Below are 24,247 nucleotides of genomic sequence, written 5' to 3' on the forward strand. Positions count from 1 at the left end.
CCCGCCGGTCGCCGGGCGCCCCGGTCACCCTCCGCCGGAGCCGGGGGCCCGGGCCGCCGCCGGACGTCCCCCCCACGGCGGACCTTGGTCCCGGTGGCGCCGACAGCTGAAGTCTGCTTCACTTGTTCTCGCGGAGGGGAGTATCCCCACACGTCCCGTCGTCAGGACGGCGCTCCGGCGCCCGGCGGGACGGGCACCGGTCAGCGGCGCCGGGAGAGACCTCCGGTTGATGGACGTCGACCGGAGGGAGGGGACGCGTGGACGTCCCGTCGTGGGTGTGGCTGGCCGTTCTCGGCGTGATCGTGGGGATGCTCGCGGTGGACCTGTTCGCCCACCGCCGGGCGCACGTGATCGGGGTCCGCGAGGCCGCCGTGTGGTCGGGGGTCTGGGTGACGCTCGGGATCGCCTTCGGCGCCTGGGTGTGGTGGGCGTACGGCGCCGACCACGGCCAGCAGTACTTCGCCGGCTACCTGATCGAGAAGTCCCTGGCCGTGGACAACGTGTTCGTCTGGGCCATCGTCTTCACCTTCTTCGCGGTGCCCCGGGAGTACCAGCACCGCGTGCTCTTCCTCGGCGTCCTGGGCGCCCTGGTCTTCCGCGGGCTGTTCATCGCCGGCGGCTCGGTGCTCATCGCGAGCTTCGGCTGGGTGCTCTACCTGTTCGCCGCGTTCCTGCTGTGGACCGGCTGGCGGATGATCCGGCAGCGCGACGAGCACGTCGACCCGGAGCGGTCCCGGACGCTGCGCCTGTTCCGCCGCTACGTGCCGATGACCGACGCCTACCACGGCCAGCGGCTCCTGATCCGCCGCGGCGGCGTCCTGCTGGCCACCCCGCTGCTGGCGGTGCTCGTCCTCGTCGAGGTCACCGACGTCGTCTTCGCCGTCGACTCGATCCCGGCGATCTTCGCCGTGACCGACGAGCCGTTCCTCGTCTTCACCGCCAACGCCTTCGCGATCCTGGGCCTGCGGGCGATGTACTTCCTGCTCGCCGACCTGATCCACCGCTTCGTCCACCTGAAGACCGGACTGGCCCTCGTGCTGATCTGGGTGGGCGTCAAGATGCTGCTGAAGGTCGACCTGTTCTACGTGCCGACCGCGGTCAGCCTCGCGGTCATCGCCACGATCATCGGCGTCTCGGTCGCCGCCAGCCTGCGGGCCACCCGCGGCGAGGGCCGGCGCGCGGTGCAGACCCCCTCGGCCCCGCCGTTCCGGACCGCCACCGCCGACGAGCTCGCGGCCCTGGAGCCGCTGTGGGGCCGCCGCCGCGCCGACGAGCCGTCCGCGGCGGCGGCCGGCCCGTCTCCCGGGGAGCGGCCGTGAGCCCCGCCCCCGGGGGCACCCGGTCAGGCCCGGGCCGGCTCGGCCGTGTCCACCGCGACCTCGGTGCGCCGGCCGGCGGGGTGGACGACCAGGACCGGGCAGGCCGCGTGCATCGCGCAGTGCAGCGCCACCGACCCGACCAGCAGCCCGCGCACCGCCCCGCGCCCGCGGCCGCCCACGACCAGCAGCGCGGCGTCGCGCGCCCGGTCGACCAGCACGTCGGAGGCGGCGCCCTCGACCACGTCGACGTCGACCCGCGGGACCGGCGCGTCCGCGGGCCGGCCGCCGAGCACGCCGTCGACGGCCTCGTCGACCCGCCGGCGCAGGTCGCCGCGGACCTCGTCCCGCGAGGGCACGACGACCGAGGACAGGTCCACCCAGTAGTCGGTGAAGACGTAGGTGGCCAGCACGTGCAGCTCCGCGCCCGTCCGTGCGGCCTCCTCGACCGCCGCGGCGAGGGCCGCGCGCGCCGTCGCCGAGCCGTCGAAGCCCACCACCACCCGCGGCGGGGCGGCCGGCTCGTCCGGCCTCGGGTGCACCACGAGCACCGGGCACCGGGCGTGGGTGACGGTGTGCAGGGCGACCGACCCGAGCAGCGCGCTGCGCACCGCCCCCCGCCCGCGGTTGCCGACGACGACGAGCTGCGCGTCGGCCGAGCGGCCCACCAGCGCCCCCGCGGGCGCCTCCCCGGTGACCTCCACGGTCACCGGTACCCCGGCCGCCTCCGGGACATCGGCGCGGACCTCCGCGACCAGGTCGTCGGTCAGCTCCCGGGTCGCGCGCCGGACGTCGTCGACCGCGGGCACCAGGACCCCGTCGTGGCCGAACCAGTACAGGTCGGACGCGAAGCTGCTGACCACGACGAGTCCGGCGGAGCGCTCCGCGGCGCCGCGGAGGGCCGCGCGCAGGGCGGCACGGGCCGGGACCGAGCCGTCCACTCCGACGACGACCGGCGCGACGACGACGGGCGCGCCGGCGCGGGGCTGCTGCTGCGGGATGGCGTCCATCGGGTGTCCTCACGTCGTCCGGGCCCGGCTCGGTCCCGGGCGGCGGCCCCGACACTGCGCGACCGGGGTGCCGGTCGGCGCGGGGCGAGGGACCCCGGGTCCCGGGACCTCCGTCCCTGCGCACGGCGGCTGCCGACCCTGGGGGGCGGTGCCCGGCCTCCCTAGCGTCCGGGGCACCGACCGCGAGGAGGGGCCGTGCAGACCAGGGACGTCATGACGCGCGAGGTGGTGACGGTGGGCCCGCACACCGCGGTGCACTACGCCGCGGAGGTGATGGCCGAGCGGGGCTTCGCCGCCCTGCCGGTGCTCGACGACGAGGACCGGCTGGTGGGCATCGTCGCCGAGGCCGACCTGCTCCGGCACCGCCTCCCCGAGGACCCCCGCCTGCACCTGCGCCGCGACGAGCCGGACGCCGGTCCCCCGCCGGCCCTCGTGCACGACGTCATGACCCGGGACGTGCGGGCGGTCGACGCCACCGCGGACGTCGCCGACGTCGCCCGGCTGTTCGTCGACGCGGGCCTGCGCAGCGTTCCGGTGACCGACGGCGGCCGGCTGGTCGGCATCGTCAGCCGCCGCGACCTGCTGCACCTGCTGGCGCGCCCCGACGACGACGTCCGGCAGCAGCTGCTGCGCCTCGTCGAGGGCTACACCGGCGAGCTCGACGCCTGGGACGTGGACGTGCGCGACGGCGCCGCGACCATCCGGCGGCTGCGCGGCGGGCCGCAGGGCTCCGAGGAGGTCGAGCAGCGGGCGCTGACCGCGCTGGCCCGCACCGTCGGCGGGATCACCGACGTCCGCGTGCTGCCCGCCGGGGAGGCGGCGGACGCCGAGCCGGTCCGCCCCCTGTCGGCCCCGGCGCCGGGGAGCCGGCCGTGAGCCGGCCGCGGGTCCTGGTCGCCTACGCCAGCCGCCACGGGTCCACCCGCGAGATCGCCGAGGCCCTGGCCCGCGACCTGGGAGAGTCGCCGGCCGGGCGCTCGGTCGGCCTCTACGCGGCGGCGCTGCCGGCCGAGTCACGGCCCGACCCCGCCGCCTGGGACGGGGTGGTGCTGGGCAGCGCCGTCTACGCCGGCCGGTGGCTGCCGCCGGCCCAGGAGCTGGCCGTCCGCTGCGCGGGGGTGCTGCGCCGGCGGCCGGTGTGGCTGTTCTCCAGCGGGCCGATCGGCGACCCGCCGTACCCGCCGGACGAGCCGCAGGACGCGGCCGCGCTGGCCGCGCTGCTGGCCCCGCGCGGCCATCGGGTCCTGCCGGGCCGGCTGGACCGGGCCCGGCTCGGCTTCGGCGAGCGGGCGATGGTCACCGCGATGCGCGCCCCGGTCGGCGACTTCCGGGACTGGGAGGCCGTCCGGTCGTGGGCGGGCGAGATCGCCGGCGCCGTGGCCGTGGGCCGGCCGGCCGTGGCGCCGCAGGGACTGCCCGGTGCCTGACCGCCGCAGCCGCGCCACCGTGCCGCCGGGGCGGCCGTCCGGTCCGCGGACCCGGGACTCCCGGCCCCTCCGCCCGGGACCGTCGCCCCGCTGCGGTCCGGCCTGCGGCAGGGCAGCCTGGGGAGTCGGCGCCCGTCCGGGCGCACGTGGGGGCCGCGCCGCCCCCGGGGCACGCTGAACGGGGAACGCACGTGACCGGTAGGGGGACCATCCGCACCTCCCTGGACGACGGGGAGTGCCGCTCCCTGCTCGGCAGGGCCACGCACGGGCACCTCGCCTTCACCCGGGACGCCCTGCCGGCGATCGCACCGGTCCGCTACGCGCTGGACGGGGATCGCGTTGTCATCCCCGCGTCCCCGGACAGCGACCACCTGCCCCCGGCCCGCGGCGCCGTCGTCGTGCTCGGCGTGGACGGCTGCGACGGCGACGCCGAGTGGTCCGTGACCGTCGTCGGCCCGGCGCGGACCGTCACCGACGCCGCCACCGCCGCCGCCCTCGCCGCACGGGACTGGCCCCGGCCACTGCTGGTCGGGGACGGCCACCGGTTCGTGCTCCTGACCATCGGGGTCCTCCGCGGCTGGCGGGCAGCGCCTCCGGACGGGGCCGCGTGACCCCGTCGGCACGGAACGGGGAGGGAGCGCCGGGCGCCTACCACCGGCCGGGGTCCCGTGCCAGGCTGACCCGGCGAGATCAGGCCTCGGTGAGGGGTGCCGACATGACCGGTCCGGCGTCGCCGCGCGGGCCCGGGCCCGCGGGCGGGTCGGCCCTGGCCGGGATGCGGCTCACCGAGCTGGTCGACGAGGTGCAGGACCGCCTGACCGCCGTCGCCCGCAGCCAGGAACGCATCCAGCACCTGCTCGACGCGTTCCTGTCGGTCTCCTCCGGTCTGGACCTGGAGACCACCCTGCGGCGCATCGTGGAGAGCGCCTGCGACCTGGTCGAGGCCCGGTACGGGGCGCTCGGCGTGCTGGCGCCGGAGGGCGGGCTGGCGGCGTTCATCCACGTCGGCGTCGACGAGCGGACCGCCGCCGCGCTCGGCTCGCTGCCCGAGGGCAAGGGCGTGCTCGGACAGCTGATCACCGAGCCGTACCCGCTGCGGATCGCCGACCTGAGCAAGCACCCGGCGTCGGTCGGCTTCCCCCCGGGGCACCCGGAGATGCACAGCTTCCTCGGGGTGCCGGTGCTCGTGCGCGGCACGGTGTTCGGGAACCTCTACATGACCGAGAAGCGGTACGGGGAGTTCACCCCCGAGGACGAGGCGGTGCTGACCGCCCTCGCCGGTGCCGCGGGCGTCGCCGTCGACAACGCCCGGCTCTACGAGGAGGCCGAGGAGCGCCGCCGGTGGGCGACCGCGCTCTCCGACGTCCGGGCCAGCCTGCTCGACACCGGCTCCGGCGAGCGGGCGCTCGCCCTCGTCGCCGAGCGGGTCCGCGACCTCACCGGCGCCGCGGCGGCGTGGATCATGGCGGGTCCCGACGCCGCCGGCCGCTACGAGGTCCGGGTCCAGGTCGGTGACGGGTTGCGGGACCTCACCGGGACCTGGGTGGACGTCGCCGACAGCCCGGTCCTGCAGGCCATGGGCGACGACGCCGGCGAGGTCGTCACCCTCGACATGACCGGCCTGGCCTACGACGGGCCCAACGCGCACGTCGACTGGGGTCCCTGCCTGGGCGTCCCGCTGCGCGGCACCGAGGCGGAGTCCGCGGTCGTGGTCGCGGCCCGCCGGGCGGGGTCGCCGGCGTTCGACGACGCGCTGCCCCCGCTGGTCGGCTCGTTCGCCGACCAGGCCGCGGTCGCCCTGGACCTCGCCGCCCGGCAGCGCCTCGCCCGCCAGCTCGACGTCTACGAGGACCGCGACCGCATCGCCCGCGACCTGCACGACCACGTCATCCAGCGGGTCTTCGCCGCGGGGCTGAGCCTGCAGTCGGTCCTCCCGCGGGTCGCCGACCCGCAGGTGCAGCGCCGGATCCGCGACGTCGTCCGCCAGCTCGACGACACCGTCCGCGACATCCGCACGAGCATCTTCGACCTGCACACCGTCGACCAGCCCGACGGCGGGCTGCGCCGTCAGGTGCTGGACACGGTGGCCGGCACCGCGGGCGACCTGGAGTCCACCGTGCGCACCTCCGGGGCGGTCGACACCCTCGTCACCGGCGACCTGGCCACCGACGTGGTCGCCGTCGTCCGGGAGGCGGTGAGCAACGCGGCCCGCCACTCCGGCGCCCGGCACGTGACCGTCACCCTCGACGTCGGCGACGAGCTCGTGCTCGAGGTGGTCGACGACGGTCGGGGCATCGACACCCGGGCCGCGCGCAGCGGGCTGCGCAACCTGGAGCAGCGGGCCACCGGCCGCGGCGGCGGCCTCGAGGTCGCGGCGGTCCCGGACGGCGGGACCCGGCTGCGGTGGTGGGCGCCGCTGTCCTGACCGGTCAGCCCGGGCGGGGGGGCGCGCCGCGCAGCTCGGTCGCCAGGACCGCGGCCTGGGTGCGCCGCTCCAGCCCCAGCTTGGCCAGCAGGTGGGACACGTAGTTCTTGACCGTCTTCTCGGCCAGGAACATCCGCTCGCCGATCTGCCGGTTGGTGAGCCCCTCGCCGATGAGCTCGAGCACCGTGCGCTCCTGCTCGCTGAGCCGGGCCAGCGGCCCAGCCGGCTCCGCGGCCCGCCGCATCCGCTCGAGCACCGCGGTGGTGGCCGCGGGGTCGAGCAGCGAGCCGCCGGCGGCGACCGTGCGCACCGCGCTGACCAGGTCCGCGCCGAGGATCTGCTTGAGCAGGTAGCCCGACGCGCCGGCCATGATCGCCTCGAACAGCGCCTCGTCGTCGCTGTAGCTGGTCAGCATGATCACCCGCAGCTCCGGCATCCGGCTGCGGAGCTCGCGGCAGACGGAGACGCCGTCGCCGTCGGGCAGCCGGACGTCGAGCACGGCGACGTCGGGCCGGAGCGCGGGCACGCGGGCCAGGGCCTCGGAGGCGTTCTTCGCCTCCCCGACGACGCGGATGCCGGGGTCGCTCTCCAGGACGTCGGCGACGCCGCGGCGCACCACCTCGTGGTCGTCGAGGAGGAAGACCCCGATCGGCTGCCGCTGCGCGTCCGTGTCCACCGTGGCCTCCCGTCCCGCCGTCGGCCTCCGAGGCTAGGGCCTCGACACCACCCGGTGCTCAGGGTCGGAGGTCCCGCCCTCGGGGCCCTCCGACCGGCGGCGACCTCCGGCCCACCGAGCGGGGACGTCCGGCCCTCACCGCCGCCCGGCCGGGGGCGCGAGCGTCGGGACGTGGACGACACCTCCCTCCGGGTCCTCGTCGGATACGCCACCGCCGACGGCTCCACGCGCGGCGTGGCCGAGCGGGTGGCCGGGCGCCTGACCGAGGCCGGCCACGCCGTGGACCTGCGGCCGGCCGGTCCCGAGGCCGACCCGGCCGGCTACGACGCGGTGGTCCTGGGCAGCGCCGTGCACTCGATGCGCTGGCTGGCCGGTGCCCGCGACCTGCTCGCCCGGCTCGCCGCCGCCGACGACGCACCGCCGGTCTGGCTGTTCAGCGTGGCGGGCATCAGCCCTCGCGGCCGCGTGACCCGGTGGCTCGCGCGGCAGGAGGCGGCGCGGCTCGAGCAGGACCTCCCCCGCGGACTGCGGCCGCGGTCGCACCGCCTGTTCGCCGGTGTCGTGCGGACCCGCGGCGTCCCGCTGTGGGGCCGGCTGTTCTACCGCGCCGTCGGCCAGCACCCCGGTGACCACCGCGACTGGCCGGCGATCGACGGCTGGGCCCGGCAGGTGGCCGCCGAGCTGACCGCGACACCGCGGCGCCCACCGGCACCCCACCCCCCGTCCGTCCCCGCCGCCTCCACCCCGGAGGAGCCGTGACCCCGCCGACCGTGCTCGACCGCGCCACCGCCCGCGGGGCCGTCGCGCTGGCCGACCGCGCGCCGTCGCTGCACGACACCCGGCCCTGGCGCTGGCGGATCGGGCGCACGTCGGTCCACCTGTTCGCCGACCCGTCCCGCTGGCTGCCGGCGACCGACCCCGAGAGCCGCGACCTGCTGATCGGCTGCGGCGCCGCGCTCCACCACCTCCGCGTCGCCCTGCGCGCCGCCGGCCTGACCCCGTGCGTCCACCGGCTCCCCGACCCCGCGCACGTCGCACACCTCGCCACCGTCGACGTGTCCCCCGCCGAGCCGGCCCCGGAAGACCTCGCCCTGGCGCAGGCGATCGAGCACCGCCGCAGCGACCCGCGCGTGTACTCGCGCTGGCCCGTCCCGGCGGAGCTGCTCGCCGACGTGGCGCGCGCCGCGGCCGGGGAGGCGGCGCGGCTCACCGTCCTCGGCCCCCGCGCCCGGCGGGAGGTGGTGCGGCTGGTCGAGGAGGCGGCCGTCGAGCAGGCGCTCACGCCCGGGCCGGCGCGGGAGGCCGCCGCCTGGAGCGGGCGGTCCCGTGGTGCGGTGGACGGCGTCGGGGTGCGGGACCTCGCCGGCGGTGCGCTCGGCGAGGACCAGCTCGGCGGGAACGGGTCCGACGGCGGCGTCCTCGCGGTCCTCACCACCCCCGGCGACGGCCCGGCCGACGAGCTGCGGGCCGGCGAGGCACTCAGCGCGGTGCTCCTCACCGCGACCGCGGTCGGGCTGGCCACCGACCCGGTCAGCCAGCCGCTCGAGGTCCCGTACACCCGGGCCCGGCTGACCGCGCTGTGCGCGGGCGGCTCGCCCGACGCGCCGGGCATGCCGCAGGCGGTCGTGCGGCTGGGCTGGGCACCGGTCAGCGCCGACCCGGTCCCGGCAGCCCGGCACCGCCCGGTCGACGACGCCATCGACCTGCTCGACGCCCCCTGGCCCTGATCAGGAGACCGCCGAGCACACCGCCGTGCACCTCCGCTGATCCGCCCGTGCAGGTGCGCGGAGGTGCGCGGGACCGGTCGCCACCCGTGCCGTGCTCACCGCCGGTCCCCCGCCCGCGGGAGCCGGGCCCCCGGCACCCGGGACACGACCTCCACCAGCAGGGCCCCGGCCGCGCCGAGTCCCGTGCCGAGCAGCAGCGTCGTCGGGGTGAGGTCGAGGAGCAGGACGTCCTCGCGGAGCACCGGCACGGACAGCACGAGCACGACCACCGCGGCCAGCGACGCCACCAGGACCACCCGTCCCGGGGTGAGCGGCCGGGCCAGCACCACCACCGTCCACAGCGCGACGACGAGCACCGTGAGCAGCGCCGTCGTCCGGGCCGCGGCCACCCCGCCGCCGGGCTGCAGCTGCCGGGTGAGCGCGTAGCCGGCGTAGGTCACCCCGCCCGTGACGACGCCCACGGGCACGGAGAAGGTGAGCACGCGGCGCAGGAACCCCGGCCGGTAGCGGCGCCGGTTCGGCGCGAGCGCGAGCACGAGGCCGGGCGCGCCGATCGTCACCGCCGAGACCAGCGTCAGCTGCACCGGCGCCAGGGGGTAGGCCACCAGCGTCACGACGGTGACCAGCGACAGCACCAGGCTGTAGACGTTCTTGACGAGGAACAGGTTGGCCGCCCGCTCGATGTTCGCGATGACCCGGCGGCCCTCGGCGACGGCGTGCGGCAGGGCGGCGAAGCGGCCGTCGAGCAGCACCAGCTGGGCGACCGCGCGGGTGGCCGGGGAGCCGTTGCCCATCGCCACGCCGACGTCGGCGTCCTTGAGCGCCAGGGCGTCGTTGACGCCGTCGCCGGTCATGGCCACCACGTGGCCGCGCCGCTGCAGCGCCCGCACCACGGCCCGCTTCTGCTGCGGGGTCACCCGGCCGACGACGGACACCGACTCCAGGACGTCGGCGAGCGCGTCGGGGTCCTCGGGCAGGGTGCGTGCGTCCACGGCGTCCCCCGCGCCGGACACCCCGGGGAGGCCGACCGCGGCGGCGACGACGCCGACGGTCCGGGGGTTGTCGCCGGAGAGCACCTTCAGCGCCACGCCCTGCTCGGCGAAGTAGCGCAGCACGTCGGGAGCGTCCTCGCGCAGCCGCTCGGCGAGCAGCACCAGCGTCACCGGGACCAGCCCGGCGGGCAGCCCCGGCACCCCGGCGCGGACGCTCCACGGCGCCGGCGTGCAGGCCAGCAGCAGCACCCGCCGTCCCCCGGCGGCCAGCACGTCGGCGCGGTCCCGCGCCGCGGTCTGCGCCGGCCCCGCGGGGACGGGCAGGACCAGCTCGGGCGCCCCGAGCACCCAGGTGGTGCCGGCCGCGGTGCGCACCGCCGACCACTTGCGCGCCGAGTCGAACGGGACGGCGTCGGCCGCCCGCTCGCTGCCCGGGTCCGGGAACGCCGCGGCCAGCGCCCGGGCGGTGGCGTTGCCGGCGTCCGCGGCGCCCAGCAGCGCCAGTGCCGGCCCCGGGGGCGGGCCGGAGGACAGCTGCTCCAGCCGGTCGAAGCCGACGTCGCCGTGGGTGAGCGTGCCCGTCTTGTCCAGGCACACGACGTCGACCCGGGCCAGGCCCTCGACGGCGGGCAGCTCCCGCACCAGGGTGCGCCGCCGGGCCAGGCCCGCGGCGCCGAGGAGGAACGCCAGGGTGGTGAGCAGGACCAGACCCTCCGGGATCATGCCGACCAGCGCGCCGACGGTGCCGGTGACGGCGTCGCGCCAGCCGGCGTTCTCGTCGGTCCGGAACTGGCTCCACAGCACCGCCGGGCCGACGACGAGCAGGCCGACGGCGATCCAGCGCAGCAGCCGGGTGGTCCCCTCGACCAGCTCCGAGCGCGTCCGGGTGAACACCCTCGCCTGGGCGGCCAGCTCCGCGGCGTAGGCGTCGTCGCCGACGGCGGTGGCCTGCGCGCGGCCGCTGCCGGCCACCACGATCGAGCCGGACAGCACCGGGTCGCCGGCCTCCTTGGGGACGGCGTCGGCCTCTCCGGTGAGCAGCGACTCGTCGACGGCCAGCCCGCGGGCCGACCGCACGACGGCGTCGACCGGCACCTGGTCGCCGGCCCGCAGCACGAGCAGGTCGTCGAGGACCACCTCGGCCACGGGGACCTCGCGCTCGGCCCCGTCGCGGACCGGACGGGCACGCGGCGTCTGCAGCACCGCCAACCGGTCGAGGGTCCGCTTGGCGCGCAGCTCCTGGACGATCCCGATCCCCGAGTTGACCACCACGACCCCGCCGAACAGGGCGTTCTGCCAGCGCCCGGTCATCAGCGTGAGCACCCACAGGGTGGCGAGCAGGCCGTTGAAGAACGTGAACACGTTGGCCCGGACGATCTGGCCCACGGTGCGGCTGGTCCGCGTCGTCACCGCGTTGACCCGGCCGGCCGCCACCCGCTCGGCCACCTGGGCGGAGGTCAGCCCGGCCGCCGCCGTGGGGTGGGGGGCCTCCGTGCGGGCGGACGGGGCGGCGGTCACAGCAGCCCCCCGGCGCGCAGGTTGAGCGCGGCCAGCACCAGGGTGAGCACCGCCCCGCCGCCGGTCGCCAGGGCCAGCAGCACGCGCCGGGCGCTCCAGCGCTGCACCCGGATCCGCGGGTGCGGCGGCAGCAGGTCGCGCAGGCGCCCCACCAGGTCCCGGCCGTCGGCGGCCAGCAGCCGCCGCAGCTGCGTGGGCAGGGTGAGCGACGAGGTCGCGGCCACCGCCTCGGCCAGCTCGTCGTCGGTGAACTGCCGCCTGGCCCGGTCGAGGACGCGATCGGCGCCGGTGACCAGCGCACAGGTGAGCAGCACGTTCGCGAGGTCGGCGGCCTGCCGCCAGCGGCTGGGCCGCAGCTCGCCGAAGGAGACGTCGACCAGCACCACCCGCGCCTCGTCCTGGACGAGCACGTTGGAGGGCTTGAGGTCGCGGTGCGCCGCCCCGGCCGACCACAGCAGCCGGACCTGGCCCAGCGCGTCGTCCACGACGGCGTCGTCCACCCGGGAGCGGAGGATCTCGACGGTGCGCGGCACGAGCTCGGTCACCAGCAGGTACTCGCGGCCGGGCAGCACCTCGACCACGCCCGTCGGCGCGGGCACCCGGACCCCGCCGTCGCGGAGCAGCCGCAGCAGGTAGTCCTCGTGCTCGACCAGCCGGCGCACCGAGGCGAACGGCGCCTCGTCCTCCAGCCGGCCGTACCGGAGCACGCGCAGCACCTTGTACCAGCGGTCCGACCGCAGGTGGGTCGCCGAGTAGAGCTTCCCGAACAGGGGCGGCCCGGACGCCCGGACCAGCCGGCACGGGGTGGACCCGGCCGACCCGTCGAGCCGGAACGGCTCCACGGCGGTCACGCCGACGCCGAGCTGCTCGAGCACCGCGGCGCGGACCCGGCCGACGCGGGCGTCGTCGAGCGCGAGGTGGGCGGCCACGTGGCGGCGCCAGGTGACCGGGAACGCGTCCTCGGGCGCCAGCACCGTGCAGACCAGGGCCGCGGCGGAGGCGCCGAGGACCGCGGCCGGGACGGCGACGGAGGGGCCGTCGAGGCCGAGGGCGACACGGGGCACGACGGCGGTGAGGAGCAGGACGGCGACCGCCAGCCAGCCCCACCGCCGGGCGGGGCCCGACGGCGCCAGCACGTACAGGGTCGCCACCGACACGGTGGCGAGGACCAGGACCGGCCAGGCGGAGAGTTCGACGGCGGCGGGCGTCCCGATGACCTCGTCGCGGACGGCCCGCACGAGCACGCCCTCGCCGACGGCGAGCTGGGCGACGGCGGCGACGACCGAGATCGTGCCCGCGTACACGAGCAGGTGCCGCCACCGCGCCGTCCACACCAGCACCGCGACCGTCGGCACCCACAGGCAGCGGTAGCCGAGCACCGCGCCGATCCGCGCGAGGTCCGCGGCCCCGCGGTGGCGCTCCGGTGGGCCCGTCACCCCGGCGACGGCCCGGTCCAGGCCCAGCAGGCCGCCGGGCCGGTCGGCGAGGACCAGGAGCACGACGGAGACGACGAGGACCCCCGTCCACGCCCAGACCGCCGCCGGCACCTGCCGCGGCAGCCGCTCCCGGCCCGAGGGACGCCGGCGGCCGGGGCCGGCCGGCCAGGACGGGCGCCGCGGCCGGCCGGTCGGGGCGGCGCGCAGGCCCGCCTGCCGGTGCTCCTCGAGCACGGACGCCCCCCGTGCGGCCTCGGTCACCGGCCCAGGCTCGCCTCCCCCGTCCCTGCCCCGCCCGGGCCGGGCGGCACGACCGGCAGGGCCGGAGGACCCTGCCCGGAGGCGGGGGTGGGCGCTGGACTGGGGCCGTGACCACCGGCACCGCCCCCGCAGGGCAGCTGGGCCGCGGGGCCCGTCCGGCCGCACGCGGGCGGGCGCGTCCGCAGCGCCTGACGACCGACCTGGTCCGCGTGGCCCTCGGGCTGGTCGTCCTGGGCACCGGCGTGCTGATCGCCCAGCGGGGGCAGCTGTCCGCCCTCGAGCGGGACCTGTTCCGGCTGTTCAACGACCTGCCGGCCGGCATCATGCCGGCGGTCTGGGTGGTCATGCAGCTGGGCAACGTCCTCGCCGTCCCGGCGCTCGCCCTCGTCGCCGCGCTGTTCCGTCGCTTCCGCGCGGCGCGGGACCTGCTCGTCTCCGGCTTCGCCGCCTACCTGGCCGCAGACCTGGTGAAGTCGCTGGTCGGCCGGGAACGGCCCGCGGGCCTGCCGGTCGGCGCGGTCCTGCACGAGGGCACGGTGGGCGGGGCCGGCTTCGTCTCCGGCCACTCCGCGGTCGCCGCGGCCCTCGCCACCGCCGCCGCCCCGTACCTGACCCGGCGGGGACGCCGCGTCGCGTGGGCGCTGGCGTGGTCGGTCGCGCTCGCCCGCGTCTACGTGGGCGCCCACCTGCCCCTCGACGTCGTCGGGGGCGTGGCCCTGGGCTGGGCGATCGGCTCCCTGGTGCACTGGGTGTTCGGGGTGACGCCGCGGGAGGTGCTGCCCGGCCGGGTCGAGGCCGTGCTGCGGCGCTTCGGGCTCCCGGTGACCGGGGTGGCGCCGGCCGCCGTCCGGGCGCGTAGCTCGCAGCCGTTCACGGCGGTCGACGCCGACGGCCGGCGGCTGTACGTGAAGTACCTGGAGCCCGACCGGCACGAGCGCGACCGGCTGCACCGGATGTGGCGGGTGTTCGCGGTCGGCGACGTGAAGGACGCCGACGCGCTGGCCCCGCTGGGGCACCAGGCCGAGCACGAGGCGGTGGCCGCGCTGACCGTCGAGCGGCGGGGTGTGCGGGTGCCGTCGGTACTGCTGGCCCGCGGCGGGTCCGGGGACGCCGTCGTCGTGCAGGAGTTCGTCGAGGGCCGGCCGCTGGACGAGCTGGACCCGGCGGAGCGGACCCCCGGCCTGCTGCGCGAGGTGTGGAGCGAGGTCGCCCGGATGCACGCCGCGAACGTGGCGCACCGCGACCTGGTGGCCGCGAGCGTGCTGGTCGACCCGGCGGGCCGGCCGTGGCTGGTCGACTTCGGCAACGCGCGCACCGGCGCCACCGACGACGAGGAGGCCGCCGACGTCGCCGAGCTGCTGGCCTCGCTGACCGCCGCGCCCGCGACCACCTGCGACCCGGTCGCGCTGGTGGCCGCGGCGGTCGACGTCCTCGGCGAGGCGGCCGTCGCGGCGGCACTGCCGTCGCTGACGCCGCTGGCGCTGTCGTCGGAGACACGGCAGCGGCTGCGCGCCGAGCCCTCCCGCCTCGCGGCGCTGCGGGCGGCCGTCCACGCCCGGCTGGACCTGCCCGACCCGGACCGCCCGGTGTTCCCGCCCGCGGGGCCGGTGGCGCGGGTGCTCGTCACCCTCGGCTGCGCGGTCGCGTTCGCCGGGCCGGTGGTCGTCGCCGGGATCGGCGCCACGGTCGACAGCGTCGGTCCGCAGGGGTGGCGGTGGCTGGGCGGCGCGGCGCTGCTGGCCGCGGCGGCGGCCCTGGCCCGGGCGACCGCCGTGCGGCACGCCGCCGACCGCCAGGTGTCGGTCGGCCGCGCGCTCGTCGTCACGCTGGTCGCCCGCAACGTGGGACTCGTCCACGGTCGCGAGGGCGAGCGCCGGGCCCGTGCGCGGTTGCTGGAGCGGGCCGGGCTGCTACCGGCGACCGCGCACGCGGCGACGGTCCGGGCCGCGGTCGCCGGCCTGGCCGGGGCGGCCGCGGCAGCGGTGGCGATCGTCGCCCTCGCCGCCGTCGACGGCTCGATCCCGGACTGGCGGTCCCCGTCCGCGGTCCTGCCGGCGGCCGCCGCCGGCCTGGCCGCCTGGGTGCTGGCGGGTGTCGGGCAGCTGGCGGCCCGCCGCGGCGCCGACGAGCCGGTCCCGCCCGCCGACCCACGCCGCCCGGTCCCGCGCCGGGAGCAGGCGGCCCTCCTGGGGTGGGTGGCCCTCGCCGTCGCGATCGAGGCCGCGGTCCTGTCGGCCGCGGTGGAGGCGGCCGGCGGCGGGGTCCCCTGGCTCGCCGTCGCCGGCGGCTACGCCGTCCTGCGCCTGGTGTGGATCGCGCTGCCCGTCTCCGCCCTGCCCGGCGCGCCCGAGGTGCTGCTGCTCCTGCTGCTCGGCACCATGGGTGTGTCCGCGGCGGCCGCCTGCGCCGCCGTCCTGGTCACCCGGGCGCTGACCGTCTGGATCCCCGCCGCCGTGGGCGTCGCACTGGACCGGCGCTCCCACCCGGCCACCGTCCCCGCGTCGGTCTGACCGGCGCGATCCCTCGACCGTGCCCGCCGGCGTGCCGTCCGGGCCACCGGCCCGCGCGCCGGGCGGCTGCCCTGGCGCCGGCACCGCTTCCCCGCGCCGGATCTCTCTCCTCACGCCGCTGACCTGCGGGAACTGTCGCACCCCGGCCGTGGCGTGCGGGGTGTGCAGGAGGTCGCGGAGTACGTGTCGCCGGTGGAGCGCGCGCTCGCCGGCTGGCTGCTCGAGCGGCCGGTGTCGATCCCGCGGCTGCCGGTCGCCCTGCTGTCGCGGGAGCAGAAGGCCGCCGAACTGCAGCGGGTCCAGATGCGTAACCCGCCCGGCCTGACGGTGCGCAAGCTCAAGGACCGGGCGCTGGCGCTGCTGCAGGAGGCCGACGCCGACGCCATCGACGGCCGCCGCCAGCAGGCCGAACGGCACGCCGACGTGCGGCTCCACGACTGCCCGTTCGACGGCACGGCCACCCTCGCCGCCGACCTGCCCGCCGACGTCGCCGCCGCCTGCCACGCCGTCGTCGACGCCCTGGCCCGGACGCTGAAGGCCGACGGCGATCCCCGCCCGATCGGGCAGCTGCGCACCCTGGTGTACGCCGACCTGCTGCAGCGCCCGTGGGAGAGCGGCCGGCCGGCGGTGACCGCGCACCTGCAGGTCATCGCCACCCTCAGCGCGCTGGCCGGCCGCAGCACCGAGGCCGGCCAGGTCAACGGGTTGCCGATCACCGCCGCCCACCTGCGCGAACTGCTCACCCAGCTCGACGCCCTGGGGCTGCGGGTGCCGGAGGGTGGCTCGGTGACGCTCGCGCTGGTCGACGACGACGGCGCCCTGCGCGCCACCACCACGCTGGACCGGCTCCGCCGGCTGGCCCGGCTCGACTGCCCCGACCACCGCGACACCGACGCCGCACCTGCCGCTTGCCCACCTGCGGCCAGCGCGTCGGGTGGGCCGACGCCGACCACGTCGTCCCGCACACCCACGGCGGCACCACCGACTGCGCCAACCTGTGCTGCCTGTGCCGCAGCCACCACCGCCTCAAGACCTTCGCGAAGGGCTGGCGCTTCGAGATGACCTCGGACGGGGTGCTGCCGGTGACGACACCGTCCGGGATCACGCGGACGACCCGGCCACCGGGCATGCGACCACCACCGGCCGAGCCTGACCCACCGGTTGGTCCCGGACCACCACCGTCCGACCCGGCCGACGACCCACCACCGTTCTGACCGGCGTCACGGCCTCGGGCGTCGGCTCACCCGCACTGCGGTGAGCCGACGCCCGGAACGGTCGTGCCCGCGCACCCTGGCTGCGACCGGGGTCAGGTCCCGAGCCGTCCGCCGCCGTTCCCGGCCGCGGCCGCCTCGACCGGGCTCGCCTCGGCCGCGTCCGCCGTCGTCGGCAGTCCCGAGGTGCGGCCGACCACGAACTCGTCGATCTCGAGCCGCGCCACGCGCACGGTGCGCAGGTCCGTGCGTGCCACGGCCACCCGTCCCGCGGCCAGGCGTCCCACGGTGAGCGAGCCGACCGCGAGGCCACCGACCGCCGCCGAGCCGAGGGCCACCGCGCCGACCGCCAGCGCGCGTACCGCCAAGGCCCGCACCGCCAGGGGGCCGATCACGCGCCTACGGGCCGCCCGCCCGCCGGCCCGGCGTCCGCGGGCCGCGTGCCCACCGACCACGCCTCCGCGGCGCACCCGCGTCACCTCTCGCGTCTGCATGGCTGCTCCCTCCGTCGGACGGACCTGCCCCCGGACCCTGCACCCCCGGGCCGGGGAGGCGGAGGGGCGCAAGGCCCCGGGGACGGCGGGACCAAGGGCACGGGCGGTGACGGTCAGACCGACGGCTCCGGCACCGCGGTGGTGACGACGGGCTCCCCGGCGGTCGCCTGCTGCGGGACCGGCTCGGGGTGCACGACCATGACCGGGCAGGGCGCGTGCACCGCGCAGTGCAGGGCCACCGAGCCGAGGACCAGCCCGGCGACCCGGCTGCGGCTGCGGCTCCCGACGACGAGCAGTGCGGCGCCGTCCGCGTGCCGGACCAAGGCGTCCCCCGGAGGTCCCTGGACCACCCGCAGGTCGATCCCGGCCACCGACCCGAGCACGTCGGCGACGAACGCCGTCACCCTGGTGCGCGCGTGCTCCTCCGTCTCGGAGGCCGGCGGGGCGGTGATCGCGTACAGGTCGCTCCAATACGAGGCCGGCTGGTAGGCGGCGACCACCTCGAGCCGAGCGCCGAGGCGCTCGGCCTCGCGTGCGGCGCGGGCGAGGGCGGCACGGGACGTCGCCGAGTCGTCCACGCCGACGACGACGCGCGGCGGGGGCTCGACCGCCCCCGGGTGCACGACGACGACCGGGCACGGCGCGTGGGCCGCACAGTGCAGGGCCACCGAGCCCAGCAGGGTGCTGCGGACGCCGCCCCGGCCGCGGCTGCCGACCACGAGGACGTCCGCACCCTCCGCCAGGGCGACCAGGTGCTCGGCGGGCGCCCCGGCGGCCACCACGACGTCGGCGCGCACCTCGGCGGAGCCGGGGACGGCGGCCACGGCCGGGTCGCGGCGGACCTCCTCCACGAGCGCGCGGGCCCGCTCCTCGACGTCGGCGCGGACCGCGTCCAGCCGTCCGGTGTCGGCCAGGAACGGGTCGGTCCAGTAGAAGTCGACCGGGTAGGCGCTGGCCACCTCGAGCCGCGCCCCGGTGCGGGCGGCCACGGCCAGGCCCCAGCCGAGCGCGGTGCGCGCCCCCGGCGACCCGTCCACGCCGACGACCACGCGGCCGGGCCTCGTCGCGTCGCTGGTCCCCTGCTGTGTCGTCACCGGTCCGCCTCCGCTCCCTGCCCGGTCACCCGCCGGGCCGGTTCCGACCCTGCGCCGTCCGCGTGCGGGAGTCCGCGGGCCGACGTCCCCGCGTCCGGGGACCTTCGTCCCGGCCGGGCCCACCGGCACTGCCGCACGCCGACGACGGGCCCTGCCCCCAGCGGCGGGTGCGGTCGACGCTGGCCGCGTGACCGCACTGCTGCCACCCCGCCCGCGTCCCGCCCGGCCGACCGCCGCCGACCTGGTCCGGGAGGTGCGTGACGTCGTCGCCGACCTGCCCCTGTTCGTCGCCGCTCCCCTGCTGCGCCCGTGGCACCGGCACTGGGGCGCCGGCGCGGCGGAGGTGGCCGCGCCGATGCCCGGGGACCACCTGGAGCCCCGGGCGCAGTACCGCTGCACGCGGGCGATCACCGTCTCCGCCCCTCCGGAGGAGGTGTGGCCGTGGCTCGTGCAGGTCGGCTGCCTGCGCGGCGGCTGGTACGCCGACGACCTGCTCGACCACCTCGGCCACCCGAGCGCGCGGGAGATCGTGCCGGAGCTGCAGGACCTGCACCGGGGCCTGTGGCTGCCGATGTCACCGCGCCCGACCGAGACGACGGCGTTCGTCGTCGAGTCGTTCGACGCGCCCCGGGAGATGCTCTGGCGGACGCCGACGAGCACCTGGGCCTGGCGGCTGGTCCCGCTGGAGGGCGGGCGCACGCGCCTGGTGACCCGGTTGCGGACGCGCCACGACTGGCGGAGCGCCGCGGGCCTCGTCGGCGTCCTGCTCATGGAGCTGGGCGACTTCCCGATGATGCGGCGGATGCTGCGCGGCATCCGCGACCGGGCCGAGGCCGCGCACGACCGGCACGCCTGAGCCGCACCGGGCACCGGACCCGTCAGGCCACGCCGCCCCCGGGTGGGCCGAAGGCGGCCGGCGGCACGTCCCACGGTCCCCTCATGCGGCCGCAGCGACGGCACACCTGCTGGTCGGGGCCCTCGTAGCGCTCGTCCGGCGGGTGGCGGCGCGTCCAGTCGTGCAGGCCCACCAGGCAGGTCAGGGGCTTGTGGCGGCCCCGGGGCGTCGTCACGGCGCACCCGTCCCGTCCCTGGCGGGCAGCGCCGCGAGGGGACGGCGGGCGCGGCGCTCGGCCCGGTCGCGGATGCCGTGCAGCATCCGCCGGGTCATCACCAGCGTGACCGGCTCCACCACCCGGCCGGCGAGCCGGGCGCCCACCCGGGGGTCGGTCTCGGTGCGCGAGCGGGCCAACAGCCGGCAGCCGCCCGCGGCCTCCCGCACCACGTGGAAGGACCAGACGCCGTTCCACGGGTGCTCCGGCGGCGCCTGGCGGAGGACCAGCGTCCGGGGCGGGTCGACCCGCGCGACCCGGAAGGCGTAGCCGTCCGGCAGCGGCCCCCAGCCCTCGGGCACGACGACGACCCGGTCGCCGACGGCGAGGTGCTGCCACTCCTCGCGGACCTCGTCGGCGGTGTGGATGTCCAGGCCGATGAGGTTCTCGAGCCAGTCGTAGCTGTACATGCCGCCGCGGCCCTGCCCCATCTGGACCAGCCACGCCCAGACCTCCTCGGCGGGCGCGGCGACGGACACCCCCAGGGTGGTCTGCTCGGCCGGCCCGGGGACGAGCTCGTCGCCGGGCAGGACGCCGGCCACCTCGCCGGGCGTGGCGCCCCAGTCGCGGTGGCGGTGCACGTGGTCCAGGCCGGCGGCCCCGGCGCCGGCCAGCAGGAGGCCGCGCAGCACGGTCCTCACCTCCCCGGCAGGAGGTCGAGGTCGAGGTCGGCGAGGGCCATCTCGCCGTAGCGGTGGTCCCCCTCGGGTCGGTGCCAGACGGCCGAGACGGCGGTCGGGGTGGGCCGGCCTCCCCGGACCGTCCACCCGGTCACGGGGGTGGTCCACGGCGTCCGCACCGGACCGCCGGGCAGGTCGGCCCAGCGGTCCTCGGTCCGGAAGTCCAGGGGCCGGCCGGACCCGTCGAGGGCCACCACCGCGCTGACGGTGCGCCCGGCGTCGGTCACCGAGACGACGAACCGGTCCTCGCCGCGGTCCTCCCACCCGGTGCGGGGGTGCAGCAGCATCGCCGGGGCCAGCAGGACGGCGTCGTTCAGCCAGGTGACGAGCTCCCCGGCGTCGAACGCCGGCCCCGACCCGTCGGCCACGGTCACCAGGCCGAGCGCCTTGCCGAGCATCCGCCCGTGGCCCGCGCGATAGGTGTCCCAGCCCCACATCGGCACGACACCCCCGACCAGCAGCCGCATCCGGTACAGGCGGGCCACCTCGGCCGCGGTGTTGACCTGCCACGAGTCGGCGGGCATCCACGACCCCCCGGGCCGCAGCCGGAACCTGCCGGTGAAGTGGGCCCGCAACGACCGGGGGCGCGGCCGGCCGAGCACGCCCATCGCCTCCAGGTAGCGGACCGCGGCGGACGGCAGGCCGGCGAGGTCGTCCTGGGTCACCGGCGCGGGGTCCACCGGCCCGGCGCGCAGGCCCGCGGCGGCGACCCGCCGGGTGAAGGCGGACGGCGGGCGGGCCGTCGTCCGCGGCCGGTCAGACGTGGACGTGCCCATGCGGCACCTCGCTCGGGGGGACGGGACGGGCGGCGGGCACGGCGCGCAGCAGCCGGGTGAGCAGCCACGCCCCGACGGCGCCGAGGACGCCGAAGCCCGCGATCGGGCCGGCGACCTGCGGCGGGGTGAAGGAGACCCCGGCCGCGGCCTGCAGGGCGGTGCTCAGCGCGATGGTGGGCAGCAGCAGCACGATCAGGACGAGCAGGGGGACGGCCAGCAGGTGACCCCACGGGTCGCGGCGGCGGACCAGCAGGCCGGCCAGCGCCGCGGCCGGCGCGACGACCGCCAGGTCGAGCGCGGAGGTCACCGGCGTCGTGTAGACGTCGAGCAGCTCCGGCGGCCCCCCGGTCAGCAGCGCGGTGACCAGCGGCGAGGTCCAGACGACGGCGGTCACCGCGGCCGCGGCCAGCAGGAACCGCGACAGGGCGCGGTGCGGCACCCGGGGGTCCGCGGCCAGCGCGCGCAGAGCCGCCCGGTCGGTGCCCACGAGGGCCGACAGGAAGCCGGCCAGGCCCGTCGCCACCAGCGTCACATAGGCCAGGAACAGCGGGTTGTAGGCGACGCCCAGGGCGTAGTTGGCGTAGACGTAGAGCAGGTACCCGAGGGCGCCGGTGAGCAGGAGCGACCCTCGCGCCGACTCCCTCCGGTGCTGCTGCCAGGCGGTGAGCACCAGCGGCACCCCGAACGCCAGCACGACGGCGTCGACGGCGGTGTTGCCGGCCGCGGTGAAGACGGTGTCGTGGGCGTACAGCCCGCTGCCCGCCAGCTCGGCGGGCTGCCCCCGCGGGGTGACCACCCGCACCGGTTCCCCGGTGGGGCGCCGGACCAGCCCGGTCGCGGCGGTCACGGCGGCGAGGGCCGCGACCAGCCCGGGCAGCCGGCGCAGTCTCGTCCTCACGGCGCGCTCCTCGTCGTCGCGGGGCCCGGTCGTCGTCGCGGGGCCGGTGTGGGAGGAGGCCGACGCTAGGGAGGCGCGGACCGGGGTGGGTCGGAGCGAAGGGCACCCGGAGTCGGGACGTAGGTCCCCCGCGCCGGCGCCCGGCGGTCCCGAGGATCGGGGGGATCCCGCCGACCGGAGAGGCTCCCCATGACCGCGCTCGACGTCCCGGCCCCCGCCTCCGCCGAGGACCTCGCCCTCGACCTGCGCTGGTGGGCCGCGGCCGACCACCTGACCGCCGCGCAGATCTACCTGCGGGCCAACCCGCTGCTGCGCGAGCCGCTGCGGCCGGAGCACGTCAAGCCGCGCCTGCTGGGCCACTGGGGCACCAGCCCGGGTCTGACCATGCTGCACGCGCTGCTCAACCGGCTGATCCGCCGCACCGGCCAGCAGGTCCTGGTGGTGACCGGCCCGGGGCACGGCGGCCCCGCCGTGCTCGCGGGTGCCTACCTCGACGGCACCTACAGCGAGGTCCACCCCGAGGTGTCGCAGGACCTCGCCGGGCTCACCCGGCTGGTGCGGCAGTTCTCGACACCGGGCGGCGTCAGCAGCCACGCCGGGCCGCACATCCCGGGCAGCATCCACGAGGGCGGGGAGCTGGGCTACGCGCTGCTGCACGCGGCCGGCGCCGCCTTCGACGACCCGGACCTGCTGGTGGCCTGTGTCATCGGCGACGGCGAGGCCGAGACCGGACCGCTGGCCGCCTCCTGGCGGCTGCCGGCCTTCCTCGACCCGCGCCGCGACGGCGCCGTGCTGCCGGTGCTGCACGTCAACGGCTGGAAGATCTCCGGGCCGACCGTCCTCGGCCGCTCCTCCGACGACGACGTGTGCGGCTACCTGCGCAGCCAGGGCTGGGACCCCGTCGTCGTCGCCGGCGACGACCCCGCTCGCGTCTTCGCCGACCTCGACGCCGTCCTGGCCGACGCGCACGCCCGCATCCGGGCGGTCCAGGACGCCGCCCGCTCCGGGCAGGAGCAGGGGGTGCCGCGCTGGCCGGCCGTCGTCCTGCGGACCCCCAAGGGCTGGACCGGGCCGCGCACGGTCGACGGCGTGCCGGTCGAGGGCACGTGGCGCTCGCACCAGGTGCCGCTGGCCGGCGTGCGGGAGAACCCCGAGCACCTCGCCCAGCTGGAGGCCTGGCTGCGCTCCTACCGGGCCGACGAGTGCTTCGACGCCGACGGCCGGCTGGTGCCCGAGCTCGCCGCGCTGACCCCGCCGGGCGACCTGCGCATCTCCGCCTCCCCCCGCGCCGGCGGGCCGCGGTACCGGGTCCGGCCGCTGCCGCTGCCCGACCTCGCCGACCACGCGCTGCCCGTCGCCTCCCCCGGCGTGCTGCACCACGAGACCACCCGCCCGCTCGGCACGTACCTGCGGGACCTGTTCGTCCGCACCGCCCGGGCCGACGGCGGCGGCGACTTCCGGCTGTTCTCGCCCGACGAGACGGTGAGCAACCGGCTGGGCGCCGTCTTCGAGGTCACCGAGCGGTGCACCCAGCTGCCGGTGCTGCCCGGCGACGAGGCGCTGGGCCCGCACGGGCGGGTGATGGAGGTGCTCAGCGAGCACCTGTGCGAGGGCTGGCTCGAGGGCTACACGCTCACCGGCCGGCACGGGCTGTTCGCCACGTACGAGGCGTTCGCGATGGTCAGCGCCTCGATGGTGGTGCAGCACGCGAAGTGGCTGCAGCAGTCGGCGCTCGAGCCGGGCCGCCCGCCGGTGCCGTCGCTGACCGTGCTGCTGACCAGCACGACGTGGCGGAACGACCACAACGGCTTCTCCCACCAGGGGCCGGGCCTCATCGACACCGTCGCGCCGCTGTCCCCCGACGTCACCCGGATCTGGTTCCCGCCGGACGCCAACAGCACGCTGGTCGTCGCCGAGGAGTGCCTGGGCAGCCGCGACAGGGTGAACCTGGTCGTCGTCGACAAGCAGCGGCACCTGCAGTACCTGGACCTCGAGCAGGCGCGCACGCTCGTCTCGGCCGGCGGTGCCGTCTGGGAGTGGGCCGGCACCGAGGAGCCCGACCGGGTGCGCACCGACATGCCCGACGTCGTCCTCTGCGCCATCGGCGACGTGCCGACGCAGGAGGTCCTGGCCGCCGCCCAGCTCCTGCGGGAGCACGTGCCGCACCTGCGGGTGCGCGTGGTGAGCGTGGTGGACCTGCTCGGCCTGCTCCCGCCCGGGGAGCACCCCGCGGCCCTCTCCCCCGAGCGGTTCGCCGACCTGTTCACCGACACCGTCGACGTCGTCGTCGCCTTCCACGGGCACCCGCGGGCGATCCACCCGCTGCTGCACGGCCGGCCCGACGTCGACCGGTTCCACGTCCGCGGCTTCACCGAGCACGGCACCACGACGACGCCGTTCGACATGGTCGTGCTCAACCGCATGAGCCGCTACGACCTCGTGCTGGAGGCGCTGCGCCGCTCCCGCCGGGTGCCCGAGGGCGGCGACGCGCTGGCCCGGCTGTGCCGCGAGCAGCTGCTCCGGCACCGCGAGCACGTCGTCGAGGCGCTCGAGGACCTGCCCGAGGTGCGCGACTGGACCTGGTCGCCCGCGACCTGACCACGGGTGCCGCAGGTCCCGCGCCGGGGGGACCTGCGGCACCGGTGTCGGCAGGGCTGTCCGGCCCAGGGTGGGGCGTCCGGACGACG

General features: G+C 77.8%; 21 protein-coding genes. 11 read left to right on the plus strand and 10 right to left on the minus strand.

The features are described 5' to 3' along the window. Nucleotides 1–257 precede the first annotated feature (257 nt). The gene (locus tag ACI796_RS00190; protein ID WP_456939226.1) at nt 258–1,319 is read left to right on the plus strand and encodes a TerC family protein; all 1,062 of its coding nucleotides are present in this window, start codon (nt 258–260) and stop codon (nt 1,317–1,319) included. 23 nt (nt 1,320–1,342) lie between these two features. On the opposite strand, the gene ACI796_RS00195 is transcribed toward ACI796_RS00190, so the two are convergent. Then, the gene (locus ACI796_RS00195) at nt 1,343–2,326 is read right to left on the minus strand and encodes a universal stress protein (RefSeq protein ID WP_456939227.1); all 984 of its coding nucleotides are present in this window, start codon (nt 2,324–2,326) and stop codon (nt 1,343–1,345) included. 195 nt (nt 2,327–2,521) lie between these two features. Between ACI796_RS00195 and ACI796_RS00200 the strand changes: the two genes are divergently transcribed. The 4 genes from ACI796_RS00200 to ACI796_RS00215 all read left to right on the plus strand — a co-directional run bounded on the left by ACI796_RS00200 (nt 2,522) and on the right by ACI796_RS00215 (nt 6,178). After that, nucleotides 2,522–3,202 (plus strand): CBS domain-containing protein, encoded by a 681-nt coding sequence (locus ACI796_RS00200; RefSeq protein WP_456939228.1) that lies wholly within the window; start codon nt 2,522–2,524, stop codon nt 3,200–3,202. Beyond that, nucleotides 3,199–3,753 carry a flavodoxin domain-containing protein gene (locus ACI796_RS00205; protein ID WP_456939229.1) on the plus strand — a complete coding sequence of 185 codons (555 nt, stop codon included), beginning with the start codon at nt 3,199–3,201 and terminating at the stop codon, nt 3,751–3,753. Before ACI796_RS00200 ends, ACI796_RS00205 begins: the two co-directional genes overlap by 4 nt. A gap of 191 nt (nt 3,754–3,944) precedes the next feature. After that, complete coding sequence (locus ACI796_RS00210; protein ID WP_456939230.1) at nt 3,945–4,364, plus strand: pyridoxamine 5'-phosphate oxidase family protein; 420 nt, start codon at nt 3,945–3,947, stop codon at nt 4,362–4,364. Between the two features lie 104 nt (nt 4,365–4,468). After that, nucleotides 4,469–6,178 (plus strand): GAF domain-containing protein, encoded by a 1,710-nt coding sequence (locus ACI796_RS00215; protein WP_456939231.1) that lies wholly within the window; start codon nt 4,469–4,471, stop codon nt 6,176–6,178. A 4-nt stretch (nt 6,179–6,182) separates the two neighbouring features. On the opposite strand, the gene ACI796_RS00220 is transcribed toward ACI796_RS00215, so the two are convergent. Further along, the gene (locus ACI796_RS00220; RefSeq protein WP_456939232.1) at nt 6,183–6,854 is read right to left on the minus strand and encodes a response regulator; all 672 of its coding nucleotides are present in this window, start codon (nt 6,852–6,854) and stop codon (nt 6,183–6,185) included. A gap of 171 nt (nt 6,855–7,025) precedes the next feature. On the opposite strand from ACI796_RS00220, the gene ACI796_RS00225 reads away from it, so the two are divergent. Then, nucleotides 7,026–7,613, plus strand: coding sequence for a flavodoxin domain-containing protein (locus ACI796_RS00225; RefSeq protein WP_456939233.1), 588 nt, complete (start codon nt 7,026–7,028; stop codon nt 7,611–7,613). Further along, complete coding sequence (locus ACI796_RS00230) at nt 7,610–8,581, plus strand: Acg family FMN-binding oxidoreductase (protein WP_456939234.1); 972 nt, start codon at nt 7,610–7,612, stop codon at nt 8,579–8,581. Before ACI796_RS00225 ends, ACI796_RS00230 begins: the two co-directional genes overlap by 4 nt. Before the next feature lie 95 nt (nt 8,582–8,676). On the opposite strand, the gene ACI796_RS00235 is transcribed toward ACI796_RS00230, so the two are convergent. Together ACI796_RS00235 and ACI796_RS00240 are read right to left on the minus strand one after the other, a co-directional pair. Continuing rightward, a complete protein-coding gene (locus ACI796_RS00235) occupies nt 8,677–11,091 on the minus strand; it encodes an HAD-IC family P-type ATPase (RefSeq protein WP_456939235.1) in 2,415 nt (804 codons plus the stop codon). Next, a complete protein-coding gene (locus ACI796_RS00240) occupies nt 11,088–12,788 on the minus strand; it encodes a phosphatase PAP2 family protein (protein WP_456939236.1) in 1,701 nt (566 codons plus the stop codon). The genes ACI796_RS00235 and ACI796_RS00240 overlap by 4 nt, the downstream gene beginning before the upstream one ends. 107 nt (nt 12,789–12,895) lie before the next feature. Here ACI796_RS00240 and ACI796_RS00245 point away from each other — a divergent pair, with 107 nt between their 5' ends. Continuing rightward, nucleotides 12,896–15,298 carry a phosphatase PAP2 family protein gene (locus tag ACI796_RS00245; RefSeq protein ID WP_456939237.1) on the plus strand — a complete coding sequence of 801 codons (2,403 nt, stop codon included), beginning with the start codon at nt 12,896–12,898 and terminating at the stop codon, nt 15,296–15,298. Nucleotides 15,299–15,460: 162 nt separating this feature from the next. Next, nucleotides 15,461–16,360, plus strand: coding sequence for a hypothetical protein (locus ACI796_RS00250; RefSeq protein ID WP_456939238.1), 900 nt, complete (start codon nt 15,461–15,463; stop codon nt 16,358–16,360). 244 nt (nt 16,361–16,604) lie between these two features. Here ACI796_RS00250 and ACI796_RS00255 read toward each other — a convergent pair whose 3' ends face one another. Beyond that, a complete protein-coding gene (locus ACI796_RS00255; RefSeq protein WP_456939239.1) occupies nt 16,605–16,904 on the minus strand; it encodes a hypothetical protein in 300 nt (99 codons plus the stop codon). A 212-nt stretch (nt 16,905–17,116) separates the two neighbouring features. Further along, nucleotides 17,117–18,097 carry a universal stress protein gene (locus ACI796_RS00260; RefSeq protein ID WP_456939240.1) on the minus strand — a complete coding sequence of 327 codons (981 nt, stop codon included), beginning with the start codon at nt 18,095–18,097 and terminating at the stop codon, nt 17,117–17,119. Nucleotides 18,098–18,284: 187 nt separating this feature from the next. Between ACI796_RS00260 and ACI796_RS00265 the strand changes: the two genes are divergently transcribed. Then, a complete protein-coding gene (locus ACI796_RS00265) occupies nt 18,285–18,953 on the plus strand; it encodes an SRPBCC family protein (RefSeq protein ID WP_456939241.1) in 669 nt (222 codons plus the stop codon). Nucleotides 18,954–18,975: 22 nt separating this feature from the next. Here ACI796_RS00265 and ACI796_RS00270 read toward each other — a convergent pair whose 3' ends face one another. The 4 genes from ACI796_RS00270 to ACI796_RS00285 are packed head-to-tail and all read right to left on the minus strand — an operon-like array spanning nt 18,976 to nt 21,560. Next, nucleotides 18,976–19,167, minus strand: a complete 192-nt coding sequence (locus tag ACI796_RS00270) for a hypothetical protein (protein ID WP_456939242.1) — start codon at nt 19,165–19,167, stop codon at nt 18,976–18,978. After that, nucleotides 19,164–19,838, minus strand: a complete 675-nt coding sequence (locus ACI796_RS00275; RefSeq protein WP_456939243.1) for a hypothetical protein — start codon at nt 19,836–19,838, stop codon at nt 19,164–19,166. Before ACI796_RS00275 ends, ACI796_RS00270 begins: the two co-directional genes overlap by 4 nt. A 5-nt stretch (nt 19,839–19,843) precedes the next feature. Continuing rightward, nucleotides 19,844–20,662, minus strand: coding sequence for a DUF6544 family protein (locus tag ACI796_RS00280; RefSeq protein WP_456939244.1), 819 nt, complete (start codon nt 20,660–20,662; stop codon nt 19,844–19,846). Next, nucleotides 20,643–21,560, minus strand: coding sequence for a hypothetical protein (locus ACI796_RS00285; protein WP_456939245.1), 918 nt, complete (start codon nt 21,558–21,560; stop codon nt 20,643–20,645). The genes ACI796_RS00280 and ACI796_RS00285 overlap by 20 nt, the downstream gene beginning before the upstream one ends. A gap of 189 nt (nt 21,561–21,749) precedes the next feature. Between ACI796_RS00285 and ACI796_RS00290 the strand changes: the two genes are divergently transcribed. Beyond that, nucleotides 21,750–24,158 (plus strand): phosphoketolase family protein, encoded by a 2,409-nt coding sequence (locus ACI796_RS00290; protein ID WP_456939246.1) that lies wholly within the window; start codon nt 21,750–21,752, stop codon nt 24,156–24,158. Nucleotides 24,159–24,247 lie beyond the last annotated feature (89 nt).

This window comes from Geodermatophilus sp. SYSU D00525, assembly GCF_054050475.1.

Excerpts from the sequence above, each read along its gene's own strand:
- ACI796_RS00215 (WP_456939231.1), top strand. The coding sequence starts at position 4,469 with ATGACCGGTCCGGCGTCGCCGCGCGGGCCCGGGCCCGCGGGCGGGTCG.
- ACI796_RS00280 (WP_456939244.1), bottom strand. The coding sequence starts at position 20,662 with ATGGGCACGTCCACGTCTGACCGGCCGCGGACGACGGCCCGCCCGCCG.
- ACI796_RS00195 (WP_456939227.1), bottom strand. The coding sequence starts at position 2,326 with ATGGACGCCATCCCGCAGCAGCAGCCCCGCGCCGGCGCGCCCGTCGTC.
- ACI796_RS00290 (WP_456939246.1), top strand. The coding sequence starts at position 21,750 with ATGACCGCGCTCGACGTCCCGGCCCCCGCCTCCGCCGAGGACCTCGCC.